Annotated in this window: 17 protein-coding genes; 6 read left to right on the forward strand and 11 right to left on the reverse strand. The window is 44.8% G+C overall.

What is annotated here, in order from left to right:
- Positions 1–40: 40 nt before the first annotated feature.
- The gene (locus AC0J2X_RS04970; RefSeq protein WP_014948276.1) at positions 41–877 is read right to left on the reverse strand and encodes an HDOD domain-containing protein; all 837 of its coding nucleotides are present in this window, start codon (positions 875–877) and stop codon (positions 41–43) included.
- Positions 878–1,326: 449 nt separating this feature from the next.
- Here AC0J2X_RS04970 and AC0J2X_RS04975 point away from each other — a divergent pair, with 449 nt between their 5' ends.
- Positions 1,327–3,021 carry a dipeptidyl-peptidase 3 family protein gene (locus AC0J2X_RS04975; RefSeq protein WP_472995829.1) on the forward strand — a complete coding sequence of 565 codons (1,695 nt, stop codon included), beginning with the start codon at positions 1,327–1,329 and terminating at the stop codon, positions 3,019–3,021.
- Positions 3,022–3,102: 81 nt separating this feature from the next.
- Here the strand turns inward: AC0J2X_RS04975 and AC0J2X_RS04980 are convergent, their stop codons facing one another.
- The 4 genes from AC0J2X_RS04980 to folB all read right to left on the reverse strand — a co-directional run bounded on the left by AC0J2X_RS04980 (position 3,103) and on the right by folB (position 5,304).
- Entirely contained in the window at positions 3,103–3,474 is a 372-nt protein-coding gene (locus AC0J2X_RS04980; RefSeq protein ID WP_014948274.1) for a histidine triad nucleotide-binding protein, read from the reverse strand.
- A 173-nt stretch (positions 3,475–3,647) separates the two neighbouring features.
- Positions 3,648–4,448: an undecaprenyl-diphosphate phosphatase gene (locus AC0J2X_RS04985; RefSeq protein ID WP_014948273.1), complete on the reverse strand. Its 801-nt coding sequence runs from the start codon at positions 4,446–4,448 to the stop codon at positions 3,648–3,650.
- An 8-nt stretch (positions 4,449–4,456) separates the two neighbouring features.
- On the reverse strand, positions 4,457–4,951 hold the full coding sequence (gene folK / locus AC0J2X_RS04990; RefSeq protein ID WP_014948272.1) for a 2-amino-4-hydroxy-6-hydroxymethyldihydropteridine diphosphokinase: 495 nt from the start codon (positions 4,949–4,951) through the stop codon (positions 4,457–4,459).
- Positions 4,951–5,304, reverse strand: coding sequence for a dihydroneopterin aldolase (gene folB, locus AC0J2X_RS04995; protein WP_014948271.1), 354 nt, complete (start codon positions 5,302–5,304; stop codon positions 4,951–4,953). Before folB ends, folK begins: the two co-directional genes overlap by 1 nt.
- A gap of 281 nt (positions 5,305–5,585) precedes the next feature.
- On the opposite strand from folB, the gene plsY reads away from it, so the two are divergent.
- Entirely contained in the window at positions 5,586–6,188 is a 603-nt protein-coding gene (gene plsY / locus AC0J2X_RS05000; RefSeq protein WP_014948270.1) for a glycerol-3-phosphate 1-O-acyltransferase PlsY, read from the forward strand.
- Here the strand turns inward: plsY and AC0J2X_RS05005 are convergent.
- Both AC0J2X_RS05005 and tsaD read right to left on the reverse strand, forming a co-directional pair.
- Positions 6,178–7,494 carry an alkaline phosphatase family protein gene (locus tag AC0J2X_RS05005; RefSeq protein WP_252119754.1) on the reverse strand — a complete coding sequence of 439 codons (1,317 nt, stop codon included), beginning with the start codon at positions 7,492–7,494 and terminating at the stop codon, positions 6,178–6,180. The two genes, plsY and AC0J2X_RS05005, sit on opposite strands and share 11 nt — an antisense overlap.
- Before the next feature lie 192 nt (positions 7,495–7,686).
- Positions 7,687–8,712: a tRNA (adenosine(37)-N6)-threonylcarbamoyltransferase complex transferase subunit TsaD gene (gene tsaD / locus AC0J2X_RS05010; protein ID WP_039224515.1), complete on the reverse strand. Its 1,026-nt coding sequence runs from the start codon at positions 8,710–8,712 to the stop codon at positions 7,687–7,689.
- A gap of 521 nt (positions 8,713–9,233) precedes the next feature.
- Between tsaD and rpsU the strand changes: the two genes are divergently transcribed.
- The 4 genes from rpsU (at position 9,234) to rpoD (ending at position 14,633) form a co-directional block, all read left to right on the forward strand.
- Positions 9,234–9,449, forward strand: coding sequence for a 30S ribosomal protein S21 (gene rpsU / locus AC0J2X_RS05015; protein ID WP_012517258.1), 216 nt, complete (start codon positions 9,234–9,236; stop codon positions 9,447–9,449).
- Positions 9,450–9,889: 440 nt separating this feature from the next.
- Entirely contained in the window at positions 9,890–10,336 is a 447-nt protein-coding gene (locus AC0J2X_RS05020; protein WP_012517256.1) for a GatB/YqeY domain-containing protein, read from the forward strand.
- A gap of 204 nt (positions 10,337–10,540) precedes the next feature.
- A complete protein-coding gene (gene dnaG / locus AC0J2X_RS05025; protein ID WP_049587032.1) occupies positions 10,541–12,319 on the forward strand; it encodes a DNA primase in 1,779 nt (592 codons plus the stop codon).
- Between the two features lie 481 nt (positions 12,320–12,800).
- Positions 12,801–14,633 carry an RNA polymerase sigma factor RpoD gene (rpoD, locus tag AC0J2X_RS05030; RefSeq protein WP_014948265.1) on the forward strand — a complete coding sequence of 611 codons (1,833 nt, stop codon included), beginning with the start codon at positions 12,801–12,803 and terminating at the stop codon, positions 14,631–14,633.
- A 171-nt stretch (positions 14,634–14,804) separates the two neighbouring features.
- On the opposite strand, the gene AC0J2X_RS05035 is transcribed toward rpoD, so the two are convergent.
- From AC0J2X_RS05035 to AC0J2X_RS05050, 4 genes are all read right to left on the reverse strand, one after another.
- Positions 14,805–16,424 carry a methyl-accepting chemotaxis protein gene (locus tag AC0J2X_RS05035; protein ID WP_039224512.1) on the reverse strand — a complete coding sequence of 540 codons (1,620 nt, stop codon included), beginning with the start codon at positions 16,422–16,424 and terminating at the stop codon, positions 14,805–14,807.
- A gap of 143 nt (positions 16,425–16,567) precedes the next feature.
- Entirely contained in the window at positions 16,568–17,767 is a 1,200-nt protein-coding gene (locus AC0J2X_RS05040) for a hypothetical protein (RefSeq protein WP_014948263.1), read from the reverse strand.
- A 34-nt stretch (positions 17,768–17,801) separates the two neighbouring features.
- Positions 17,802–18,206, reverse strand: a complete 405-nt coding sequence (locus AC0J2X_RS05045; RefSeq protein ID WP_039224509.1) for a type 2 periplasmic-binding domain-containing protein — start codon at positions 18,204–18,206, stop codon at positions 17,802–17,804.
- Positions 18,207–18,737: 531 nt separating this feature from the next.
- The gene (locus AC0J2X_RS05050; RefSeq protein WP_069943751.1) at positions 18,738–21,845 is read right to left on the reverse strand and encodes an efflux RND transporter permease subunit; all 3,108 of its coding nucleotides are present in this window, start codon (positions 21,843–21,845) and stop codon (positions 18,738–18,740) included.
- Between the last annotated feature and the right edge of the window lie 2 nt (positions 21,846–21,847).

Raw genomic sequence — 21,847 nt, forward strand, 5'->3', positions numbered from 1 at the left:
TTCAGTACCGGCCTTTGCAGTATTTTTTAGCTTAAAACACTTACAAGAAGATCTGCTTCGCTGCGCTTGCAAGCTCTTCAAACTCATCAGAGTGAAGCTCGCCCATATCTTCAACCACACCGCGCTGAATAGCTAAGTTTAAGATCGCATCTTTTTGACTGTCTACCGCACCTGAAACTGCAGCGCCAACACGAACGAAATCAATGTAGGTTAACTCTTCTGGCATGTAGCTTAGGTCTTTCCAATTTTTTGAAACATTAACGAAGGTTTCTCCGAAGCCCCACTCTGTCATAATGCTTGCACCAATACGGCCAGCTAATTTATCGATTGCCACTTCAAGGAATGAAGGGTTCGCAAAGACTTCAGGGTGACGCTCAGCCTCGGTCAAAATAGGCAGAACACCGATGTTGTGAACCAGTGCCGCTAGTGTCATGGTATCCATGCTCATTTCACGCTTTTTGGTACGCGCTATGTAAAGCTGAAGCACCGCCATAGAGTTAGCCACGATATTAACTGTATTTGCCCACTCTTGTTGTAAATAGCGTGCAACTACATCGTTTTTAGAGACGAATAATTGCTCCATAGCGAGTGCAGTAGAGATGTTTTTAATTTGGCGTAAACCAATTCGTGTAACCGCTTGGCTGATAGAAGTAACTTTTACGCTACGTCCCATATAAGCACTGTTCGCAATTTTGATCATTCTTGCGCTAAGCGATGGATCTTGACCAATCACATCTCCCATCGCGTTTAAATTAATGTCGGGATCGTCTGCCGCTTTGCGGACTTTCAATGCAATAGCAGGAAGCGTGGGAAGGACGAGTGTGTCATTGTTAATTTTTTCAACCAAAATGGTTGAAAGCGCGTTCTGTGTAGACATATTTCTACCCTTAGAAAGTTCCAAATAGCCTCGTGAAGGCGATAGGTTGCTTTACCAGTTAATCATCTCGACCACCAGCAAAACTGATGACTAAAATAGATTCGATGTTTGTGCGTTGCATTCCGTGCGTTAACTTACATAGGCCTCTATGCTTCACGCTAAAATACAAACCGTTTATTGTTTTATTATGGTATTTCTATCACCATACTATAGTAGCTCTTTAGTTTCGACCAACTAAAAAAATACAGTGTCGATGCGAATCATTAGCAACGGCAGAACCACCAGAGCTTTTTTTAAAGTATAGTCAACTGGTAGCAAACCACTATTGATATTAAGCAAATATTTTTCATACTTTTGTATTAAATCAAAAGCATAGCTATAGTGAGCTATCTATTCACCGCCCCGCATACTGTAAATCAATGCGGTTAAACCACACGGTAAGAGTCATTATGAAAAAAACAATTACAACTTATTCTCCTATTGCAGCTGCAGTAGCGGGTTTATTTATGCTGACCGCGTGCAGCAAAAGCGCCGATACAACACCAACTCAAACAGCAAAGCCTGAAACCGCTTCCGAGCAAACCTTACTTGTTGATGAGTCTCGCTTGTCTATTTATCACGGCGTAGATCTTACCAGCGATTTGTCACACCTTAGTGACAATCAACACAAAATGCTTTCACTGTTAATTGATGCATCGAAAATCATGGACGACTTGTTCTGGAAACAAGCGTTCTTTGAAGATAAAGATGCATTTCTTTCGTCAATTAGTGACGAAAAAGTTCGCCACTTTGCAGCGATCAACTATGGCCCTTGGGATCGCTTAAATGGCGATACACCTTTTTTAAGTGGCTATGAAGACAAAGCGCTGGGCGCTGAGTTCTACCCCCATGATATGGAAAAAGAGGAATTTGCCACGGCAGATTTTGGTGACAAACAAGGCCTTTATTCCATGGTGAAGCGCGATGAAGCGGGCAACCTTTATTCGGTGCCTTATTCTGAAGCCTTTAAAAGCGAACTAATGAAGGCGTCTGACTTACTTAAAAAAGCGTCAGAGCTTGCTGAAGATGAAAGCTTTAAACAATATTTGCAGCTGCGTTCTCAAGCCCTACTATCAAACGACTACCTGGCTTCTGACATGGCGTGGATGGATATGAAAACCAACCCTGTTGAGCTGGTTATCGGTCCTATTGAAAGCTACGAAGATCAACTCTTTGGCTATCGCGCAGCGTTTGAAGCCTATGTACTCATTAAAGATTTAGCATGGAGTGAAAAGCTAGCTAAATACGCGGCCTTCTTACCTGAATTACAGCAAGGCCTTCCGGTTGCTGAGGCATATAAAGCGGAAATGCCAGGTTCTGATGCAGACCTTAACGCTTATGATGTTATTTATTATGCCGGCCACTCTAATGCAGGCAGTAAGACCATTGCAATTAACTTGCCCAATGACGAGCGAGTACAGCTAGAAAAAGGTACCCGCCGTCTGCAGCTTAAAAACGCAATGCGTGCAAAGTTCGATACTATTTTGGTGCCTATTGCGGATACGTTAATTGTACCAGAGCAACGTGAACACATTACGTTTGACGCCTTTTTCGCGAACACCATGTTTCATGAAGTGGCACACGGTTTAGGGATTAAGAATACCCTAGATGGTTCAGGGACTGTGCGCGGAGCACTTAAAGAGCATGCGTCAGCTCTTGAAGAAGGCAAAGCGGATATTCTAGGTTTGTACATGGTACAAAGTCTTCTTGAAAAAGGTGAAATCACTGAAGGTACACTAGAAGATTATTACGTTACCTTTATGGCTGGCATTTTCCGTTCTGTGCGTTTCGGCGCAAGTTCTGCACACGGAAAAGCGAACATGATCCGCTTTAACTTCTTTGCCCAGCAAGGCGCCTTCGAGAAAACAGAAGACGGCATGTATCGCGTAAATATGGAGAAGATGGGCGCCGCAGTAGAAGCACTATCTGAACTAATCCTTACATTACAAGGTGACGGCGATTACGATGGCGTAGCGAAGCTAGTAGAAACTATGGGTGTAATTAAACCCGATCTTGCTTCAGATTTAGCGCGCCTAGAGGCAGCGAGCATTCCAGTTGATATTCACTTCAACCAAGGTAAGAAAGTACTGGGGCTTGCTAACTAAGTAAGCACTGTACTCATTAAATAAAAATGCCGCCCTGAGATAACATCTAGGGCGGCATTTTTGTATTCTTAACTTTACACGCTATTCTACGTGTTGCTTCATATTTTCAGTATACGGAGGCCAGCCTAGCGGTTTGCCTGCCAACACGTGAAGGTGAATGTGATATACCGTTTGACCACCGTATTCATTACAGTTCATTACCGTACGAAAGCCTTGGTCAGCAAACCCTTGCTCCTTTGCAATTTTTGCTGCAACAAATGACAAGTGCCCCACCACTTCGCGATCTTCTTCGGCTATATCATTTACCGTTGCAATTTGCTTTTTCGGAATAACCAGAAAGTGAGTCGGTGCCTGAGGGTTTATATCTTTAAACGCCAGCGCCAATTCATCTTCGTACAATATGTCCGCTGGAATTTCCTTGCTGATGATTTTGTCAAATATTGTTTCTGCCATATCTCACTTCCCTTACCAATTAGGTGATTACCAATTATGTTAGCAGTGTTAAAACATTTGCCTGCGAACATAATTAAAAATTAAGTGCTATTGTGCGGCGCAGGGGCATCTCATGCGAATAGCACCCTCATACGAAGACCCCTCATACGAAGAATAGCGCCCTTTTTCTTTACTTAAGCGAAAACAAACCACAGTAGTATTACGCCCAACGCCAAGCGATAAATAACAAAAGGCAGCATGCCGATACGCGATATCCAGCTTAGGAACAAATAGATACAAAGGTAGGCGCTTACGAATGAAAACGCCGCGCCATAAAGCAGCGCATACCAGTCTACCGCTTCGTTGGCATTAAGCAGGTCGAGAGTGGCCAAAAGCCCCGCGCCTAAAATAACTGGAATAGACAGCAAAAAGGAAAAGCGTGCACACGCTTCGCGCTTAAGCCCTAACATCAAACCTGCGGTCATCGTAATACCTGAGCGAGATGTGCCAGGAATGAGTGCCAATACTTGGGCTAACCCGATATAGATGGCTTGCTTAAGTGTCAGTCCTTCTAGCTCTTGTTCGCGTTTTGCAGTGGCATCGGCGTACCATAGCAGCAAACCAAAAATAATAGTGGTACCCGCTATTACCAGCGCCGTACGTGCGTTTTCTTCTATCCAGCCTTTCATTAAAAAGCCAATAATAACCGCTGGAATAGTTGCCACAATAACGTACCAAGCAAGCTTACTGTCGGTAGATTGTTGCTTGCTAAACCCTTGTGTTACCCAAGCTACAGTCATCTGAGCGATTTCTTGACGAAAATAGATCATAACCGCAAGCAGGCTTCCCACATGAACGGCGACATCAAACGCTAAGCCCTGACTTACCCAACCAAAAAGTTCAGCGGGCAACAACAAGTGTCCAGAGCTACTGATAGGAAGAAATTCAGTAACGCCCTGAATAATTGCTAAAATAATAATTTCAAAAAGTGTCATTCCTTTGCTTAACTCCAAGTAAAGTCAATCGGCCATAATTGCTGTTTCTGTTTATCAAAGTTTTGCCACATTTTGGCATAGGTTTCTTGCGTTTCAGGGTGAATGTCGTTGGGAACAAGTTCAGCTAACGGCCAAAGCACAAACGCGTTGTAGCAAATCTCTTCGCGAGGTAAAACCACAGGGGTTGTGGTCACCTTACTATCATAGGTAAGCAAGTCGAGATCAAGGGTTCTGGCACAGAATTTTTTGTCTGTATGCACCCTGCCATTGTCTTTTTCAATGGCTTTAAGAATTGCGCACACTTCCTCAATACTTTTTGACGTCGTCGCCCGAGCAGCGGCGTTATAAAAAGGGCTTCCATTGAAGCCCACCGCTTCGCTCTCGTAGACCGAAGACACTGCGACATCTGAGAAGTGCTGTTTCAGGGCAACTAAAGATTGCTTGGTGTAATGCTCACGTTCAATATTAGAGCCAATGCTGATTAAGATGGTGTGTTGTGACATTAATTGCGCTCTTTACGCATTTCAACAGCAACCGTTTGCGCATTGGGAAGGATATTAGGCTTAACAATTTTAAGCGTTATTGACGCAACGGTGAAATTATCAAGAACGGCGTCCATCACTTTATTACCTAAAGCTTCAAGTAGCTCAAATGTGCTTTCTTTGCCTACTTCTACAATACACTCTGCCACTTTTGCATAGTCTACAGTGTCTGCAACATCGTCGCTTTGCATCGCAGCGCTTAAATCAACATCAAGTGTTACATCAAGAAGTAGCTGGGTGGTTCGTACTCGCTCCCAATCATAAACACCAATCAGGGTGTCTACTTCAAGCCCTGTTATATAAATTTTTCCCATGGAATTTTTCATCTTGTACTGTTATCAAACCAGTTTATCGCCGTTTTTATTAGCCCTACTACTGGTCTTACTACTGCGCTTTCACCCACATATTGCTGGTAAACGGTGGTATATCGCGTTTGGATGGAGTAGCTTTACGCTTGTGTGGCACAACTATACCGCTGTATGACAACTGGGAGCAACCAAGGTTTCACAATTTAATGCGACTAAAGCCCATTGAACTTGCACACACCAAATTTAACGTAATAAAAGGCAATATTTTTAATAATTAGAATGACAAAATGATTTCGCTAACTCTTTTGATGATCGCTGTTGCCTATCTTTTCGGTTCACTTTCAAGTGCTGTGGTTATAAGCCAGCTGTTTGGTTTACCAGACCCACGAACCGCCGGCTCTAAAAACCCAGGTGCTACCAATGTGTATCGACTGGGCGGTCGTGTTCCAGCACTCCTCGTGCTTGTCATGGATATACTAAAAGGCACTATTCCCGTTTACGGCAGTTACTTTCTGGGCATAGAGCCAATCATGTTAGGCGTCATTGCTATTTTCGCGTGCTTGGGGCATATCTTTCCGCTCTATTTTGGTTTCAAAGGTGGAAAAGCCGTCGCCACTGCGTTTGGCGCTATGCTCCCTATAGGCCTCGATTTAGCAGGTTTGCTTATTTTGAGTTGGGTAGTAGTGGTGTTTCTTACGGGCTATTCTTCATTAGGCGCGCTTATCGCAGTATCTCTTGCGCCGTTATTTACATTTTTGATTAAGCCTTTATATACCGTGCCCGTGGCAATGCTTTCGCTGCTTATCATTCTACGCCACAAAGACAACATTGCCCGTCTTTTAGCGGGCAATGAAAGTAAAGTATGGGATAAGGGAAAAGTTAAAGAGTAAGCGCCTTTTCCAGCACATCTAACTTACCATCTATCGGCGTAACCGGCGCAATGCCAAGTATTTTGGCCAACGCAGGATAAACCTCCAGGTTGCTAAACACAGGTAGGGTGGTATTCGTTTTAAACGCAGGTCCCACTGCTACAAACGTCGCCCCCATATCAGGCAGCGTGTTCATGTAGCCATGCCCACCTTTACTAATATGCATGCTGTTGGCGTTTTTAAAGCGTGCTGGCGGGGCTATCTCAATAATAATATCGCCGGTTCTATTTCCCACTTCCATATGTCGCTCAGCGCGCTGGGTATCGTTAAGCACAATGTAACGGTTTTCGGCTATATGGGTAAGACGTTCTGTTTCTTCGGTGATTTGTTTATCGTTCACGCCCACTTTGGCGTAAAGATGAACTTGCGCTCCCTCATTTTCAATAATGAAGCTATCAGGTATAGATAAAGACTCAACTTCTATAAGCTGACTTTCATCAATGGGTGTCATGCCGTGATCCGACACCACTACCAAGTTTACCGGCAAATCTAATGCGTTAATGCGTTCATAAAGTTGACCAATAAGCGCATCCACTTCCTGCACCGCATCATTGGTTTTGTCGGCAAAAGGTCCTTCATCATGTCCAACCGAATCGGTAAGCGAGAAATAACCCGCAATAAAGCGAGGGCGCGACACCTCAGGCAGTTTCAACCAAGTTATAATTTGATCTACCCGCTGCTGGTAATCGGCGTATTTAGAGTAGTGATAGAAGTAGCTAGGCAAGGTACCTGATATGCGTGAATCAGACTCTGGCCAGAAGAAGGTAGCTGCCTTCATGCCATGATATTCCACTAAGTTCCATAGCGGCGTTGCCGTAATCCACGTGCTGTCCATGCCGCCGTAACCCAGCTTGTACTGCGCGTAGCCTTCTTTCGTTGGGCGAGACTTATCAAAAAATCGATTGTTCACGATGCCGTGGTGTTTCGGTAATAACCCAGTGATAAGTGAAATATGGTTGGGAAAGGTATTTGAAGGATAAACAGGGGTCATAGACGACGCTCTTACCCCTTTCTTTGCAATAGCACCAAGGTGTTGCGCGTTGTGTAATTCGATATAGTCGTGGCGAAATCCATCAAGAGAAATGAGCACGACATACTGATCTTGCTGCTCTTGCTTCAGGCCTTTTACAAAGTCATTCAGGGGTGCTTTGCTTGATGCAAATGCATTGGACGCAGTGAGCGCTGCAAAGGTAAGCGAAATAAATAACGACAATGCTAAATAGAATAGCGGTGCATTTTGTTTTGTTCCGTCTGTTGCTAAGCGCATGGTGTTTAACGTCCTTACTCAATGTTCATTTTAGTAAAACAAAAGGCAATGGAATGCGCTCCCATTGCCTTTTATTTATGCTTTTTTGTTTTACCTGCTTGCTATGCTCAATATTTCCTCAGTGAACTTAGGGAAGACATAGTAGCGTTTACAACGAGGTGTGGCGCCTAATTACCGGTTTTTTATGAATACCTAAATCGCCGATAAAGTATCAAGGGGCCAGCGCGGCTTGGCTTGTGAAGACAAGGCCAAGGTTTCCCCAGCTTTCAAACGCTGCATGCCCGCATAGGCAATCATGGCACCATTGTCTGTACAATACGCTAAGCTAGGATAAAACACCTCACCTTTTAGCTCTTGCATCAGGGCTTTCATCTCACTGCGCAACATTGTATTTGCACTTACGCCGCCAGCAATAACCAAACGCTTCATGCCAGTCTGCTTTAATGCTCGCTTACATTTTATAATAAGCGTATCAACGACGGCTTCTTGAAACGCGTAGGCAATATTGGCTTTAATTTGCTCAGCATCACCACCAGTTAGGTCAGCATCGCGAATGGTGTTCGCCGCAAAGGTCTTTAAACCACTGAAACTGAAATCTAGTCCTGGTCTGTCGGTCATCGGGCGAGGAAACTTATAGTGTCCCGCTTCTCCCTTTTCAGCCAATCTTGCTAAAAGAGGGCCGCCTGGGTAATCAAGGCCAAGTAACTTGGCGGTTTTATCAAAGGCTTCACCAGCGGCATCATCAATAGACTCACCAAGTACTTCATATTGACCAATGCCTTCGACTTTAACTAGCATTGAGTGGCCACCTGAAACCAATAAAGCAACGAAAGGAAATTCAGGTGCGTCGTCTTCAAGCATAGGCGCTAATAAATGCCCTTCCATATGATGAACGCCCACTGCTGGCACATTCCACGCGTAGGCCAATGAACGCCCGACAGACGAACCCACTAACAATGCGCCCACTAAACCGGGGCCTTGGGTAAAAGCAACGCCGTCGATCTCTGATGGTTGGGTGTTAGCGTCTTCCATAGCCTTTTCAATTAAAGGAATGATCTTTCTCACGTGGTCCCGTGACGCAAGTTCAGGCACAACACCACCATAGTCTGCGTGCAGCTTTACTTGGCTATATAGTTCGTGCGACAGCAACCCTTTTTCATCGTCGTAAACGGCGATGCCAGTTTCGTCACAAGATGTTTCTATTCCTAAAATACGCATGGGGAGTAACCCTTTTACTACTAACTTCAATGCTTCGTTTTTGGATTTGCTGTCGCCTTTTTATCACAACACGTGTTCACACAATTGTTGAGAACCATAATGACTAAGCAAATATCAAAAACTGAGAAAATAATTCTGGCGATCTGATGCGATCATCTTTATGATCCCGCCGCGATCATAACACTACCCTAGTCAGGATCATCTGATTCCACACTTTTGATCACTCATTTTTCAAAAGGGAATTGAGCAAGAAAACATTCTGAAAAGGGCGCTTATACAAGCCGAGTTAAACAACACGGTGCTTAACGAGCGCAGAGTTTACCTTTAATCCTGCATTCATGGAATGCCAGTGAACAGGTAAATGAACGGTAAATGCACAATATTGGCTATTTTTTGGCAATTCATCCTTTACTTTCTCTGTAGATATGATTAGAATTTCGCACCATTTTTAACCCGGGTGGCCTTTTTAGCGCACAATTTTACCCGGATTTACACAGTAAAAGTTTTGAGGTGAGTGTTTAATGCCTATCGTTAAAGTTAGAGAAAACGAGCCGTTTGATGTGGCGCTGCGTCGTTTTAAGCGTTCTTGTGAAAAAGCAGGTGTTCTTTCTGAAGTTCGTCGTCGTGAATTCTTCGAAAAGCCAACTTGGGAACGCAAGCGCAAGAAAGCTGCCGCTAAGAAGCGTCATCTTAAGAAGCTAGCTCGTGAAAACGCACGTCGCGTAAAACTCTACTAATATAGGGTTAAGTAACGAGTCTGAAAGGTGTTGCAATTGCAGCACCTTTCGCGTTTCTGGGCCTCTATTTTTTGGCCTTATTCTTATCGACTCCATTTTTTCCTTTTCAAATGGTTGCATTTGATTTTCAACCTGGGGCTTAATAATACCAGTCCGCATAGATGATTATCCTCTCAGCGAGATTTAAAATGTTCGTAATCGCGGCGTGTTACCGCAGGTATAGTGGTTCTACATCAAGGTGACACAACAAAGAGTACGGACATTTTAAACTCGCCCTTCGGGAAGGTCTGGCAAGCTTCCTAGCTTCATTCTGGGAATTTGAAAGGGAACACCATTCCTGCATTCCCACGCTTCGCTAGGAAACTTGCCAGCGCCTTCTGAGTGGGCAATGATCTATGCGGATTGGTATAAACTCTACTAATAAAAAATCAGGAAACATCATGGCACTAATTGATGATTTAAAAGCAGCGCAAAAAGATGCGATGCGTGCAAAAGAAAAAGTACGTCTTGGTACTATTCGCATGGCAATGGCTGCCATTAAACAAAAAGAAATCGATGAGCAAATTACGCTAGACGACAGTGCAATCTTAGCGGTACTAACCAAAATGGTTAAGCAGCGCCAAGACGCCGCCGCGCAATATGACGCAGCCAATCGCGACGACCTAGCTAGCAAAGAGCGTGAAGAAATCACTTACATTGAAGATTTCTTACCTCAGCCTTTGACTGACGATGAGCTAAATGCACTTATCGACGAAACCATGGCTGCGACCGGAGCATCGGGTATGCAGGATATGGGTAAAGTCATGGGCGCCTTGAAACCTAAGGTTCAAGGCCGCACCGACATGGGTGCTTTGAGTGCAAAAATTAAGGCGCGTTTGAACGCTTAAACTCTGCCCTTTCGTAAAAGAGAAGCGTGTAGAAGGTGTGCATTGTCACACCTTCATTGTTCTCATTTTTACACTTCCCTGTTAAAGTAGATTACTGTTTTCATAATGTTGTAGCCTGTCGCTTGAAGCGCAGTTACGACTTGTGCTTTTCTCATTCTTTTTGAACTGAATCTTTTTTAACTAACCCTTTTTGAAAGTACCCTCATGGCTGGAAAGATACCTCGCGATTTTATAGACGACCTGCTGTCACGTACCGATGTGGTAGAAGTAGTAGATAGCCGAGTTAAACTTAAAAAAGCAGGTAAAAACTACCAAGCGTGCTGCCCTTTTCATAACGAAAAGTCGCCATCTTTCACTGTTAGTCAAGACAAACAGTTTTACCACTGTTTCGGCTGTGGCGCTCACGGTAACGCTATCTCGTTTATTATGGAGTTCGACCGCTTAGAATTTGTCGAGGCCATTGAAGAGCTAGCGCGCTATCACGGGCTTGAAGTCCCCCGTGAAAAGGGCAGTCGCCCTGCCATGAGCGAAGAGAAAAAGCAGCAACAGCAAGACGATTACGCAGTAATGGAGCAAGTTGCACGCTTTTTCCAGCATCAGTTACGCCAAAATGGTAATAGCAAAAAAGCCATCGACTACTTGAAAAACCGTGGATTAAGCGGCGATATCGTTAAGCAATGGGAAATTGGCTACGCACCAGACAGTTGGGACGCGTTGCTAAATACCTTTGGCAAAGATCCACAGCGCATCAAGCAACTGGTCGATTTAAAGCTGGTCAATAAAAACGACCAAGGGCGTACCTACGACTTCTTCCGCGACCGCATTATGTTTCCTATCAGGGACAAACGGGGTCGTGTTGTGGGTTTCGGCGGCCGAGTATTAGATGACGGCGGCCCTAAATACTTAAACTCGCCAGAAACCCGCATTTTCCACAAAGGCAGTGAGCTCTTTGGCTTTTATTCTGCCAGACAAAAAAATCGTAGCCTGGATACCGTCGTTATTGTAGAAGGCTATATGGACGTAGTGGCGCTAAGTCAATTCGACATTAATATTGCTACTGCTGCGCTAGGTACAGCTACCACACCTGAACATATTCAAATGCTGGTTCGCGCTACGTCTCACATTGTATGCTGTTATGACGGTGACCGCGCAGGGCGTGAAGCTGCATGGCGCGCGTTAGAAAACGCCCTGCCCGCGTTAAAAGACGGCGTGCGTATTTCGTTTTTATTCTTACCCGACGGCGAGGATCCTGACACGATGGTGCGTCAGGTGGGGAAAGATGCGTTTATGGAAATGCTAGATGACGCTATGCCGTTATCCCGCTTCTTCTTTGAAAACTTATTAAAGACGCACAATGTGGGCACGCCAGAAGGTAAAATTGCCCTTAAGAAAGCGGCAATGCCGCTTATCGAAAGCACATTAGGTGATGATCAAAAGCAAATGCTGCTGGAAGAACTAGCCAAGCACACTGGCGAGTTCGATCGGTTTAAACTTCAGCAAGATATCACCAAAGCCAATCAAGGTTCGAAGCAAGCTTATTCTCCGAATCGCAATCAAGTAAACAAGCCTAAACTATCACCGCTTCGCATGCTGATACGCTTGCTGCTTGATAAACCTGAATTAGCCACACTATGTGAAGACGTTCAAATTGATATTTTTGCGGGCAGCAACGCTGCTGGCATGGATTTATTACGCGATGTGCATCGCTATTGCGTGAGTCACCCTCAAGCAAAAACCGCGCAGCTTGTTGAAAATTTCCGCGACCATCCCCATTCTTCTACTATCGCGAAATTATTGTTACAAGAACACTTGGTTAAAGACGAGGATGCTGAACGGGTTTACAACGACAGCTTCGCTCGCTTACTGGACGGGCATTTCGATAGCCGCATTGAAACCTTAATTTCACGCTCGCGGGTTCAGCCGCTGACACAGGCGGAAAAACAGGAATTGAACCTGCTTATGAGGGAAAGGCAGAAGAGTTAACCTTGGGCAAACTGACCTAGAGGTTAGCCTGTTCTTCTGTAGGCTTTTGCACAAGGCTTTTTTAAACACTTATGTTGGTGAGATTAAGTTAACAAGATTAGTTTAGCTAAAATACGCGCTGTCTGGAATACGCGCTGTTTTATAGCTTAAAAACACTGGCTAAAAAATCGGCCATCAATCTGGTAAAACCACCGTTTATTCTGCTATACTGGCTAATTCGCTGTGGGCACAGATAAACGTGTCTCATTCACTATAAAGTGAACAAAAATACAGCAGCACGAGTAGCAAAGATATAGCCGAACATAACGGGCAGATCCGAACCCGAGCAGATGTGCATCGCAACATAATGGTTTAGACCAGCGTGGCATCGAGCATTAACGGCCTTGATACAAAAGCAGTACTACAGCAGAACGGGGAACATACCTAGACGTATGTTGTCTTTTCTATTGCAAACTAATTGAATGTGAGAAGTGTAGGTTATATGGCGCAAAGCAAGCAGTCTCAGATTAAACTCCTGATTGCAAAAGGTAAAGAGCAAGGTTACTTAACCTTTGCAGAAGTAAACGACCACCTGCCGCAAGATATTGTCGATTCTGATCAAATCGAAGACATAATCCGCATGATTAACGACATGGGAATTCAAGTTTCTGAATCAGCTCCTGATGCAGACGAACTTCTCATGCAAGAAGCGAATGCTGATGAAGATGCTGCAGAAGCGGCAGCTCAGGCACTAGCTACTGTAGAAAGTGAAATTGGCCGTACGACTGACCCAGTTCGCATGTACATGCGTGAAATGGGTACGGTTGAACTTCTTACTCGTGAAGGCGAAATTGAAATCGCTAAACGAATTGAAGATGGTATCAACCAGGTACAATGTTCAGTTGCTGAATACCCAGAAGCTATCACTTATCTATTAGACCAGTGGGATCTTTACGAAGCAGAAGAAATTCGCTTGAGCGACATCATCTCTGGCTTTGTTGATCCTAACGATGAGCAAGACCTTGCTCCAACGGCTACTCACGTTGGTTCTGAATTATCTGAAGAAGAGTTAGATGATGAAGACGACGATGAAGATGATGACGATAGCGACGAAGACGATAGCGGTGTTGACCCAGAGTTAGCCCGTGAGCGTTTCACTGAGCTTCGTGAGCAATACCTTAAAACTCGTGAAGTTATCGAGAAGAAAGGCCGTGCTCATGCTGACTCTCGCACGCAAATCAATGCATTAAGCGATGTTTTCAAAGAATTCCGCCTAGTTCCAAAACAGTTCGATCGCATGGTTAAGAACATGCGTGAGATGATGGACAAAGTGCGTATTCAAGAGCGTCTAGTAATGAAGTTCTGCGTGGTTAACGCAAAAATGCCGAAGAAAGACTTCATCAAAGCATTTGCGGGCAACGAAACGTCTAATGCATGGTTACATGAAGCAGTTAAATCAGGTGCACCATACGCCGCTGACCTTGCTGTAAATCAGGAAGAAATTGAGCGCTGTATTAGCAAGATGAACCAAGTCGAACAGGAAACTGGCTTGGTGATCGCAGATATCAAAGACATCAACCGTCGCATGTCAATCGGTGAAGCGAAAGCACGCCGCGCGAAGAAAGAAATGGTTGAAGCTAACTTACGTCTTGTTATCTCAATTGCTAAGAAGTACACCAACCGTGGTCTTCAATTCCTAGACCTTATTCAAGAAGGTAACATTGGTCTAATGAAGGCGGTGGATAAGTTCGAATACCGTCGTGGTTATAAGTTCTCAACTTATGCAACGTGGTGGATTCGTCAGGCAATTACTCGCTCTATTGCTGACCAGGCGCGTACTATCCGTATCCCTGTTCACATGATTGAGACGATCAACAAGCTTAACCGTATCTCTCGTCAAATGCTTCAGGAAATGGGTCGTGAGCCTACCCCTGAAGAGTTGTCAGAGCGCATGTTAATGCCTGAAGACAAAATTCGTAAGGTACTTAAAATTGCTAAAGAGCCAATCTCGATGGAAACCCCTATCGGTGATGATGAAGATTCACATCTTGGCGACTTTATCGAGGACAGCACGATTATTCAGCCCCTCGACTCAGCAACTGGCGGTAGCTTGAAAGATGCAACGCAGGAAGTACTAGCAGGCCTAACAGCCCGTGAAGCAAAAGTACTTCGTATGCGCTTCGGTATCGACATGAATACTGACCACACCCTTGAAGAAGTAGGCAAGCAGTTTGACGTAACCCGTGAGCGTATTCGTCAAATTGAAGCGAAAGCACTTCGCAAACTTCGCCACCCTAGCCGTTCTGAGCAGCTACGCAGCTTCTTAGACGAATAGAAAAAGCATTGCTTTGACTAAAAATCCCCAGCCTTGGCTGGGGATTTTTTTATGCCTTCGTTTTATTCAATACCCCGTTAACTTGCGCGGCACGACTTGTTTATGTTTATTGCGCCCACAAAAAAGCCTCCTTTCGGAGGCTCTTAATAGCTTTTGACAAACTAGTGCGTGTTACACTCTGAATTGCTTCGCAATTGACTCAAGGTGCTGCGCCAGGTCAGCAAGCTCATTACACATGCTGCCTAATTCACCTGAACGGCTCGCCGTTTGCTCGGTACGCTCATGAATTTCATCAACGTGACGAACTATGTCAACCGCTACAGTGCGCTGGTCTTCGGTATTGTGCGCAATTTGCTCGTTCATTTGATTGATGCGCCCAATAGTACTGGTAATGGTTTCTAGACTGCTTCCCGCTTTATTAGCCGTCTCTACACTGCTAGTTGCTTGTTCAGTACCACGAGACATTACCTCTACCGCTGAGTGAGCAGCATTTTGAAGCTGTTCAATAGTACTTTGAATTTCTTCCGTAGACTGCTGTGTGCGCGATGCTAGCGTTCTTACTTCATCAGCTACCACTGCAAAGCCTCGACCTTGTTCACCCGCCCTAGCTGCCTCGATAGCGGCGTTAAGCGCTAATAAGTTAGTTTGCTCTGCAATGCCTTTAATCACATCCAGCACCGAGCCAACTTTATTAGAATCAGACTCTAAACGAGCTATAACGTCAGCGGTTTCGCGTACGTTCTCAGCAAGCTGCTGAATACTGGTAACGGTTTGCTGTACGATTTGACGTCCTTCACTGGCCGCTGTTGTCGCTTCGTTAGCGTCGCTTGCCGCCTGCGCTGCGCTATGTGCAACTCCGTCAACAGAGCCACTCATTGTATCTACCGCACGCTTAGCATTGGTTGCAGACTTTTGCTGTACATCAATGGTGCGCTGGGTTTCTTCCGTTACACCGCGTAAGTTCTGCGCTAGGTTTGATAGCGGTAAACTCGCTTCTACCACATCACGCACTACGCCTTGCAGCTTGTCCATGAATTGGTTGAACCAATACACCAACTCGCCAATTTCATCTTCGCTTTTGGTTTCTATGCGAACCGTTAGGTCACCGTTTTCTTGAGCAATATCTTTAAGGGAACGAACCACGTCATCAATACTTTGCTTAATGCCGCGAACAATAGGTACCGCTGTTCCAAACAGCAATATAGTCACAACCACGGCTAAAATGACGCCTGTGCTAATTAACGAGGTATTGGCACTGTCTGTGTTTTTAAATGCTTCTTCAAATGCCGCCTGTTGAGCATCACGAAATTGAGACATCGCAGCGATGGCACCATCGTATGACTGATTCATTTGGGCTGAGAGTTCGCCTAAACGACTGAAGTCGGCAGTGCCGTTGACCATAGACTGTGATACGTCGTAGGCAACATCGAAATAATTATCAAAGCCTGAGGAGATGCGGGAAATTTCACTACGAAACTCAGGGCTAATAGAAGCAATTTGGTTTAAGCCGCTTTTTGCTTCTTCGGCGAGCTCTTGCGCCATAGTAAGGGTGTCTTGATCACCAGTGGTCACTGCGCTCGCAAGGGTATCGCGAACCTTTTGCATATCAACTAAGGTCGATGCTGATAGTTGAAGGGCAGGAAATTGAACTTTCTGAACTTTTTCTAGCGTTGCACCATTATTGAGTGCGGTATAGACAGTGATAAGCAAGTAAATAATAAAACTTAGCGCTGCGATCCCCGGAATGAGGAAAATCTTTGTCGCAATTGGCATTTTTTTTAGAAAGTTCATCAGCTATCCCACTGTTTTTTATAATTGCTTAACTACGTTTCAGTTTTACCTGAAAAAACATCATAACTAATTTATCTACCCAATAGCTAAAATCTTTAATGAAATTATGGCCTCGCACCAAAATGCAAGGCCATAACGAGTAGTTAGAACGTATAGTTTACGCCTACTTTAAGCAGTGTTGCATCATTTAGATCGTTTAGATCATCTGAATACCAAGTTACGTCAGTTTTAAGTGCAAAACCTGGCTCAACGTCGTAACGAAGACCAACAGTAACTGCCGATACATCTAGCTCCTGTTGAGCAGCAATACCTGCCGCAGTTTGGTAAATACCCGGCGAGCCATTTGCGCCGTTCCACGTAGCATCAACCACGGCATCACCTGTCGCAATCGTAGCAGGCAATGCAGCAATTAAACCTAGCTGAGTACCATTATCCGCTTCTTCAACTTCGTAAGTAATATGTGGTGTAAACTTGCCAAAGCGCATACCCGCCGTAACGTACCATGCTTTATTATCGGCAATAACAGAGCCATCAACTTCTGTTTGGGTAAATTCTGCACCCACAAACCAATCGTACTTATCGATATCAACAGCCACTTCAAAGAAGGTACCTGTATCTTCGTTAACACTCAGGCCTTCAGCGGCTAAAGACGCCGCAGGAATAAAGGCACCATATTGATTTAAACCACCAACAAATGTGTCAAAGTCAGCATTCGCAGCACTTGTTTTACCACGTGCTAGCAAAGTACGCGCACTGAACCAATCACGTGTTGCTTCAAATGAAACAGCGACCACGTTTTCCAATTCTAACGCAGCAGGCGTTCCTGAAATGGTGGTATCAGCCTCAACACGACCAACGGTAAACTGTGCACCATATTCCCAGTCACCTGAGTAGTTCATGTAGTCAACACGAACACCGTCAATGTTGTTGAAGTCAATGCCGTATACAGCATCTGGTGGTGTTAGCCAGTGATACGAGTAACCGATATCTAATGACGCAGAGTACTTAAATAAAGGCATGCGAAGACGGCCTGCACTGATGTTGAAGTTGTTGTTCAACATATAGGTCATGTACGCCCATTCAAAATCGGCGTCGTAATCTTCACTACCACGGCCAACCAGCTGGGCGGTCGCAGAGAGCTTATCGCTAACATCACCACGAACCTGAAGGCCAAATACACTTGCAGGGTCGAAGTTAAAGTCGCTGTCGTAATCGTACACTGACTCGTCATCGTCTAGTGTCATACCACCAATAAGGTTTGCAAAGCCGTTGATTTGAATATCAGCCAGTGCCGGAGTAGCTAACAGGCCAGCCATAGATAAGATAGCAAGTTTGGTTTTCATGCGTGTTCCTTAAATTCTTTGTATAAACGGTCAGTTAAAAGGTAGCGACTACTCGTACGCTGTCGTTAACAGCGCCAGCGTCGACGTAACCAATTGCGCCAGGGTTTCCTGCTACTGCAGATACAACTTCTGCATCGCTACCCAGAGCTTTTGGTGGTTGACCTTTACCGGTAAATACTAGTTTTGACCAAAACGCAGTTAATTGTGCTGCGGTTTTGTTTAATACCTTGCCGTTAAATTCATCAGTGGCAGATTGGCCTTCAGCTAACGCAACTGGCTCGGCTTGCGTACCGCTTGGAAACGCCTTTGCTTTATTTAGAAATAAACGGCTAATACTATCTTTATCGAGGGTGTCAGCGTTACTTGGATGAACAATAACTGCTACATCGGCAAAAGCTACGTTACAGCACAATCCTGCTGCAAGTATCCATTTCTTCATGATATATCCTCTAGAGTCTGTTGAATGCTTGCTCTTCGCTTTTAACTTTCTTGCTAACCCGTTTGCACGGAAAGTGGAGCTTTTAAACGGCTTGAGACAAACATGTGCGTGTGTGCTCATACTCATACAACGGGGTAAGTATTGGTCACAATTGCCATATTCGCCAATTTGAGCGTGAAAATTTTAGCGTTTAAAAATTAATGACTTATACAAGCGTTTGATTTTGGCGCGAAGTGTAGATGAAGTTGTAAGTTAAGCAACTATACAAATGTCTAATACATACCTTTATGCATTATGACTACAAATAAGAATTTATGATGAGAGCAGTGAAAAACAAATTATTTTATTTTATTCAGTAAGTTAAGGGAGTTCACCACAAAACGCTTAGTGATAAGCGCTGATATTTACGTATATAAAAACATACGCAAAAGATAATCCTTACAGCCCCTTCCTGTATATTTTTGAATCAGCCCTTGTTGAGCGTGTATTGAAGAAAATAAAGGATAAGCGGGGCTTGTACCCCGCTAATGGTTACGATTCGCCTTTTTTATAAGGGATCGACTGCTCCAGCTTCTCTATCTCCATTGTTCGTTGAAGTGGAGAACCGGTGTTTCTTGCCAGCCAGCTATAAGCGGTGGGAACAACATATAGTGTCATGAAGGCAGAAACGAGAACACCAGAGAAAATGACCATACCTATAACCATTCTGCTTTCTGCTCCTGGTCCAGACGCGAGTACAAGTGGTAAGGAGCTAAATACCGTAGTGAAGCCCGTCATTACGATAGGACGTAGGCGCTGCGCGGCTGCGCGTTTAAGCGCATATTCAAACTCCATACCGGCATCCCGTAGTTGGTTTGCAAACTCGACAATAAGAATACCGTTTTTTGCGGCAAGTCCAATTAGCATAACCAAACCGATTTGACTGTATATATTGATCGTCATATCGCTAAAGAATAGCCCGATATAGGCTCCAACAAGCGCCAACGGAACGGTCAGCATGATGACTAACGGGTGTACCCAGCTTTCAAATTGCGCAGCCAATATTAAGTAAGTGACAGCGAGTGCCAGCATAAATACATATACAAATGAATTACCCGCTTCCTGATACAGCTGTGACTCGCCTTTGTAATCTATTGATACATTGTCAGGCAGTTCTGTACTTACAATGTTTTCTAAATATTCAAGTGCCTGCCCTAGCGTATAACCGTCCGCCAAGTTGGCAGAAATAGTGACAGCACGCATTCTGTTGTAGCGATTTAACTGTGCTGACGTGGCTTGCTCTTCAAACGTGAGTAAATTGTCCATAGGAATGAGCTCGCCAGTACGGGATGAACGCACGTACAAATTTTCTATGCTGTTAGGGCTTCGAAAATCTTCCTCTATACCTTCCATGATGACATCGTATTCTTCGCCCCTATCAAGGAATGTTGACACCCTGCGCTGACCCAGCATCACTTCCAGTGTGCCGCCAATATCACTAATTGATACCCCAAGATCAGCGGCCCTGTCGCGGTTAATATTCACCAATAGCTGTGGTGAGGTTTCTTTATAATCGGAGTCTAGTCGAATGAGCCTTGGGTTCTGCGCTGCCTTTTGTAGAACAATGTCTCGCCATTCAACCAGATTTTCGTAGGTATCGCCTTGTAAGACAAACTGAACAGGACGGCCGAGGCCTCCTCCGGAAATCCCGCTGCGCATGATGGCAAAAGCACGAACGTCAGGCACGCTGTTAAGTTTGGCGCTGATTTCATCCATGAGCGAAAATGTACTGAAATCTCGCTCATCCCAGTCTGCAGACCCCACAATTGCGATACCCGCATTACCGCCGAAACCAGGTGTTCTAACCAAAAGGCGATTGATTTTCCCACTCTCGCGGTAAGGCATTAAGATACTTTCAATTTTTTCGAGATTCTTTGCGTTACTTTCGAAACTAGCCCCTTCCTGCGCGTTCATCAAAATGAAGAAATTGCCTCTGTCTTCTTTGGGAACGAACTCGCTAGGCACTTTTTCAGAAAGCTGTACCAATGCAACGATAGCAATAGCAAGCATAAGCAGCATCAAAATAGGCTGATGCAACGTTTTACCTAGCGTATTGAAGTAGCCGTTCTCTAGTTTAGAGAACTGCTTGTCCATCCAACTTCCAAAGCCAGACGATCGGGTTCTTTTTTTAAGGATTTTCGACGCCATCATGGGCGACAACGTAAGTGCGGTAAAGCTTGAAAACGCTACCGCAGCAGCTATGGCCAATGCGAACTCCGTAAATAGCCTTCCAATGTTGCCCTCAAGGAAAACCAACGGTACAAACACAGAAATAAGCACCAGCGTTGTTGCAATAACCGCAAACCCAACTTCTTTAGCGCCGCGGTAGGCGGCCAAAATAGGTGGTTCGCCCATTTCTATGCGTCGGTAGATGTTCTCAAGCACAACTATGGCGTCATCCACCACCAAACCGATGGCTAGCACCATAGCAAGCAGGGTAAGAAGGTTGATCGAAAACCCCAGTGCATACATCACGATAAAAGCGGCAATAATAGAAACGGGTACGGTAACTGCCGGAATCAACGTGGCGCGAATATTACCTAGGAAAAGGTAAATAACGATCACCACCATGAGCATCGCTATACCTAAAGTCTCATATACTTCATCAATCGACGCCTCAATAAATACCGACGAATCATAGCTGGGTACAATAAAAATATTATCAGGAAGGGTGGCTTCAATTCTTTCAATTTGCGCTTTCGCTGCACGGGCAACGTCTAAGGTGTTGGCTTTGGACTGCTTAATAATACCGAGTCCAATCATATTGACGCCATCACCACGAAACTCGGTTTCGTCATCTTCTGCGGTTAATTCAACATGGGCTATTTCGCCAAGCCGCACAAGATAGCCGTTGTCGCGTATCGCAACCGTCAGCGCGGCAAAGTCGTCAGGTGTAAGAAAGGTTCGCGCAACCCGTACTTCAAAGTTACGATCAGTACTTTCCACTTCCCCCGCCGGCAATTCCACATTCTCGGCGCGAATGACTTGCTCTACATCGTTTACCGTAATACCTCTTGCCGCCATTGCATTGCGGTCTAAGAACACTTTCATGGCATAGCGCCTGCCTCCCCCAATTTGAACTCGGGCGACACCATCGACAATTGAAAGCCTATCCACTAATACGCGCTCGGCGTAGTCAGTTAACTCCATGGTATTTAGGTTTGTGCTTCGTAGGTTGTACCATACCACGGCGCTTTCATCGGAATTTGCTTTAGACACCTCAGGAGGATCAGCTTGGTCAGGCAAGTTATTGAGTGCGCGACTTACTCGCTCGCGCACGTCATTCGCGGCAGCATCAATATCACGAGAGAGCTTAAATTCAATGGTAATGTCTGAGCGACCATTACGAGAGGTCGAGGTAACGTTTTTTATCCCCTCAATACCCGATATTCTATCTTCCAATAGCTGGGTGATCCGAGTCTCAACAATATTAGCCGATGCCCCTGTGTAGGTCGTACTCACCGAGACAATCGGTGGGTCGATATCAGGGTATTCACGCAAACTCAACATGGTAAAAGCGACAATACCGAAAATGATCAGCAGTAAATTAATAACCGTTGCGAAAACAGGGCGCTTTACAGAAACGTCTGACAATAACATGA

It is taken from the genome of Alteromonas sp. R7, assembly GCF_055755235.1.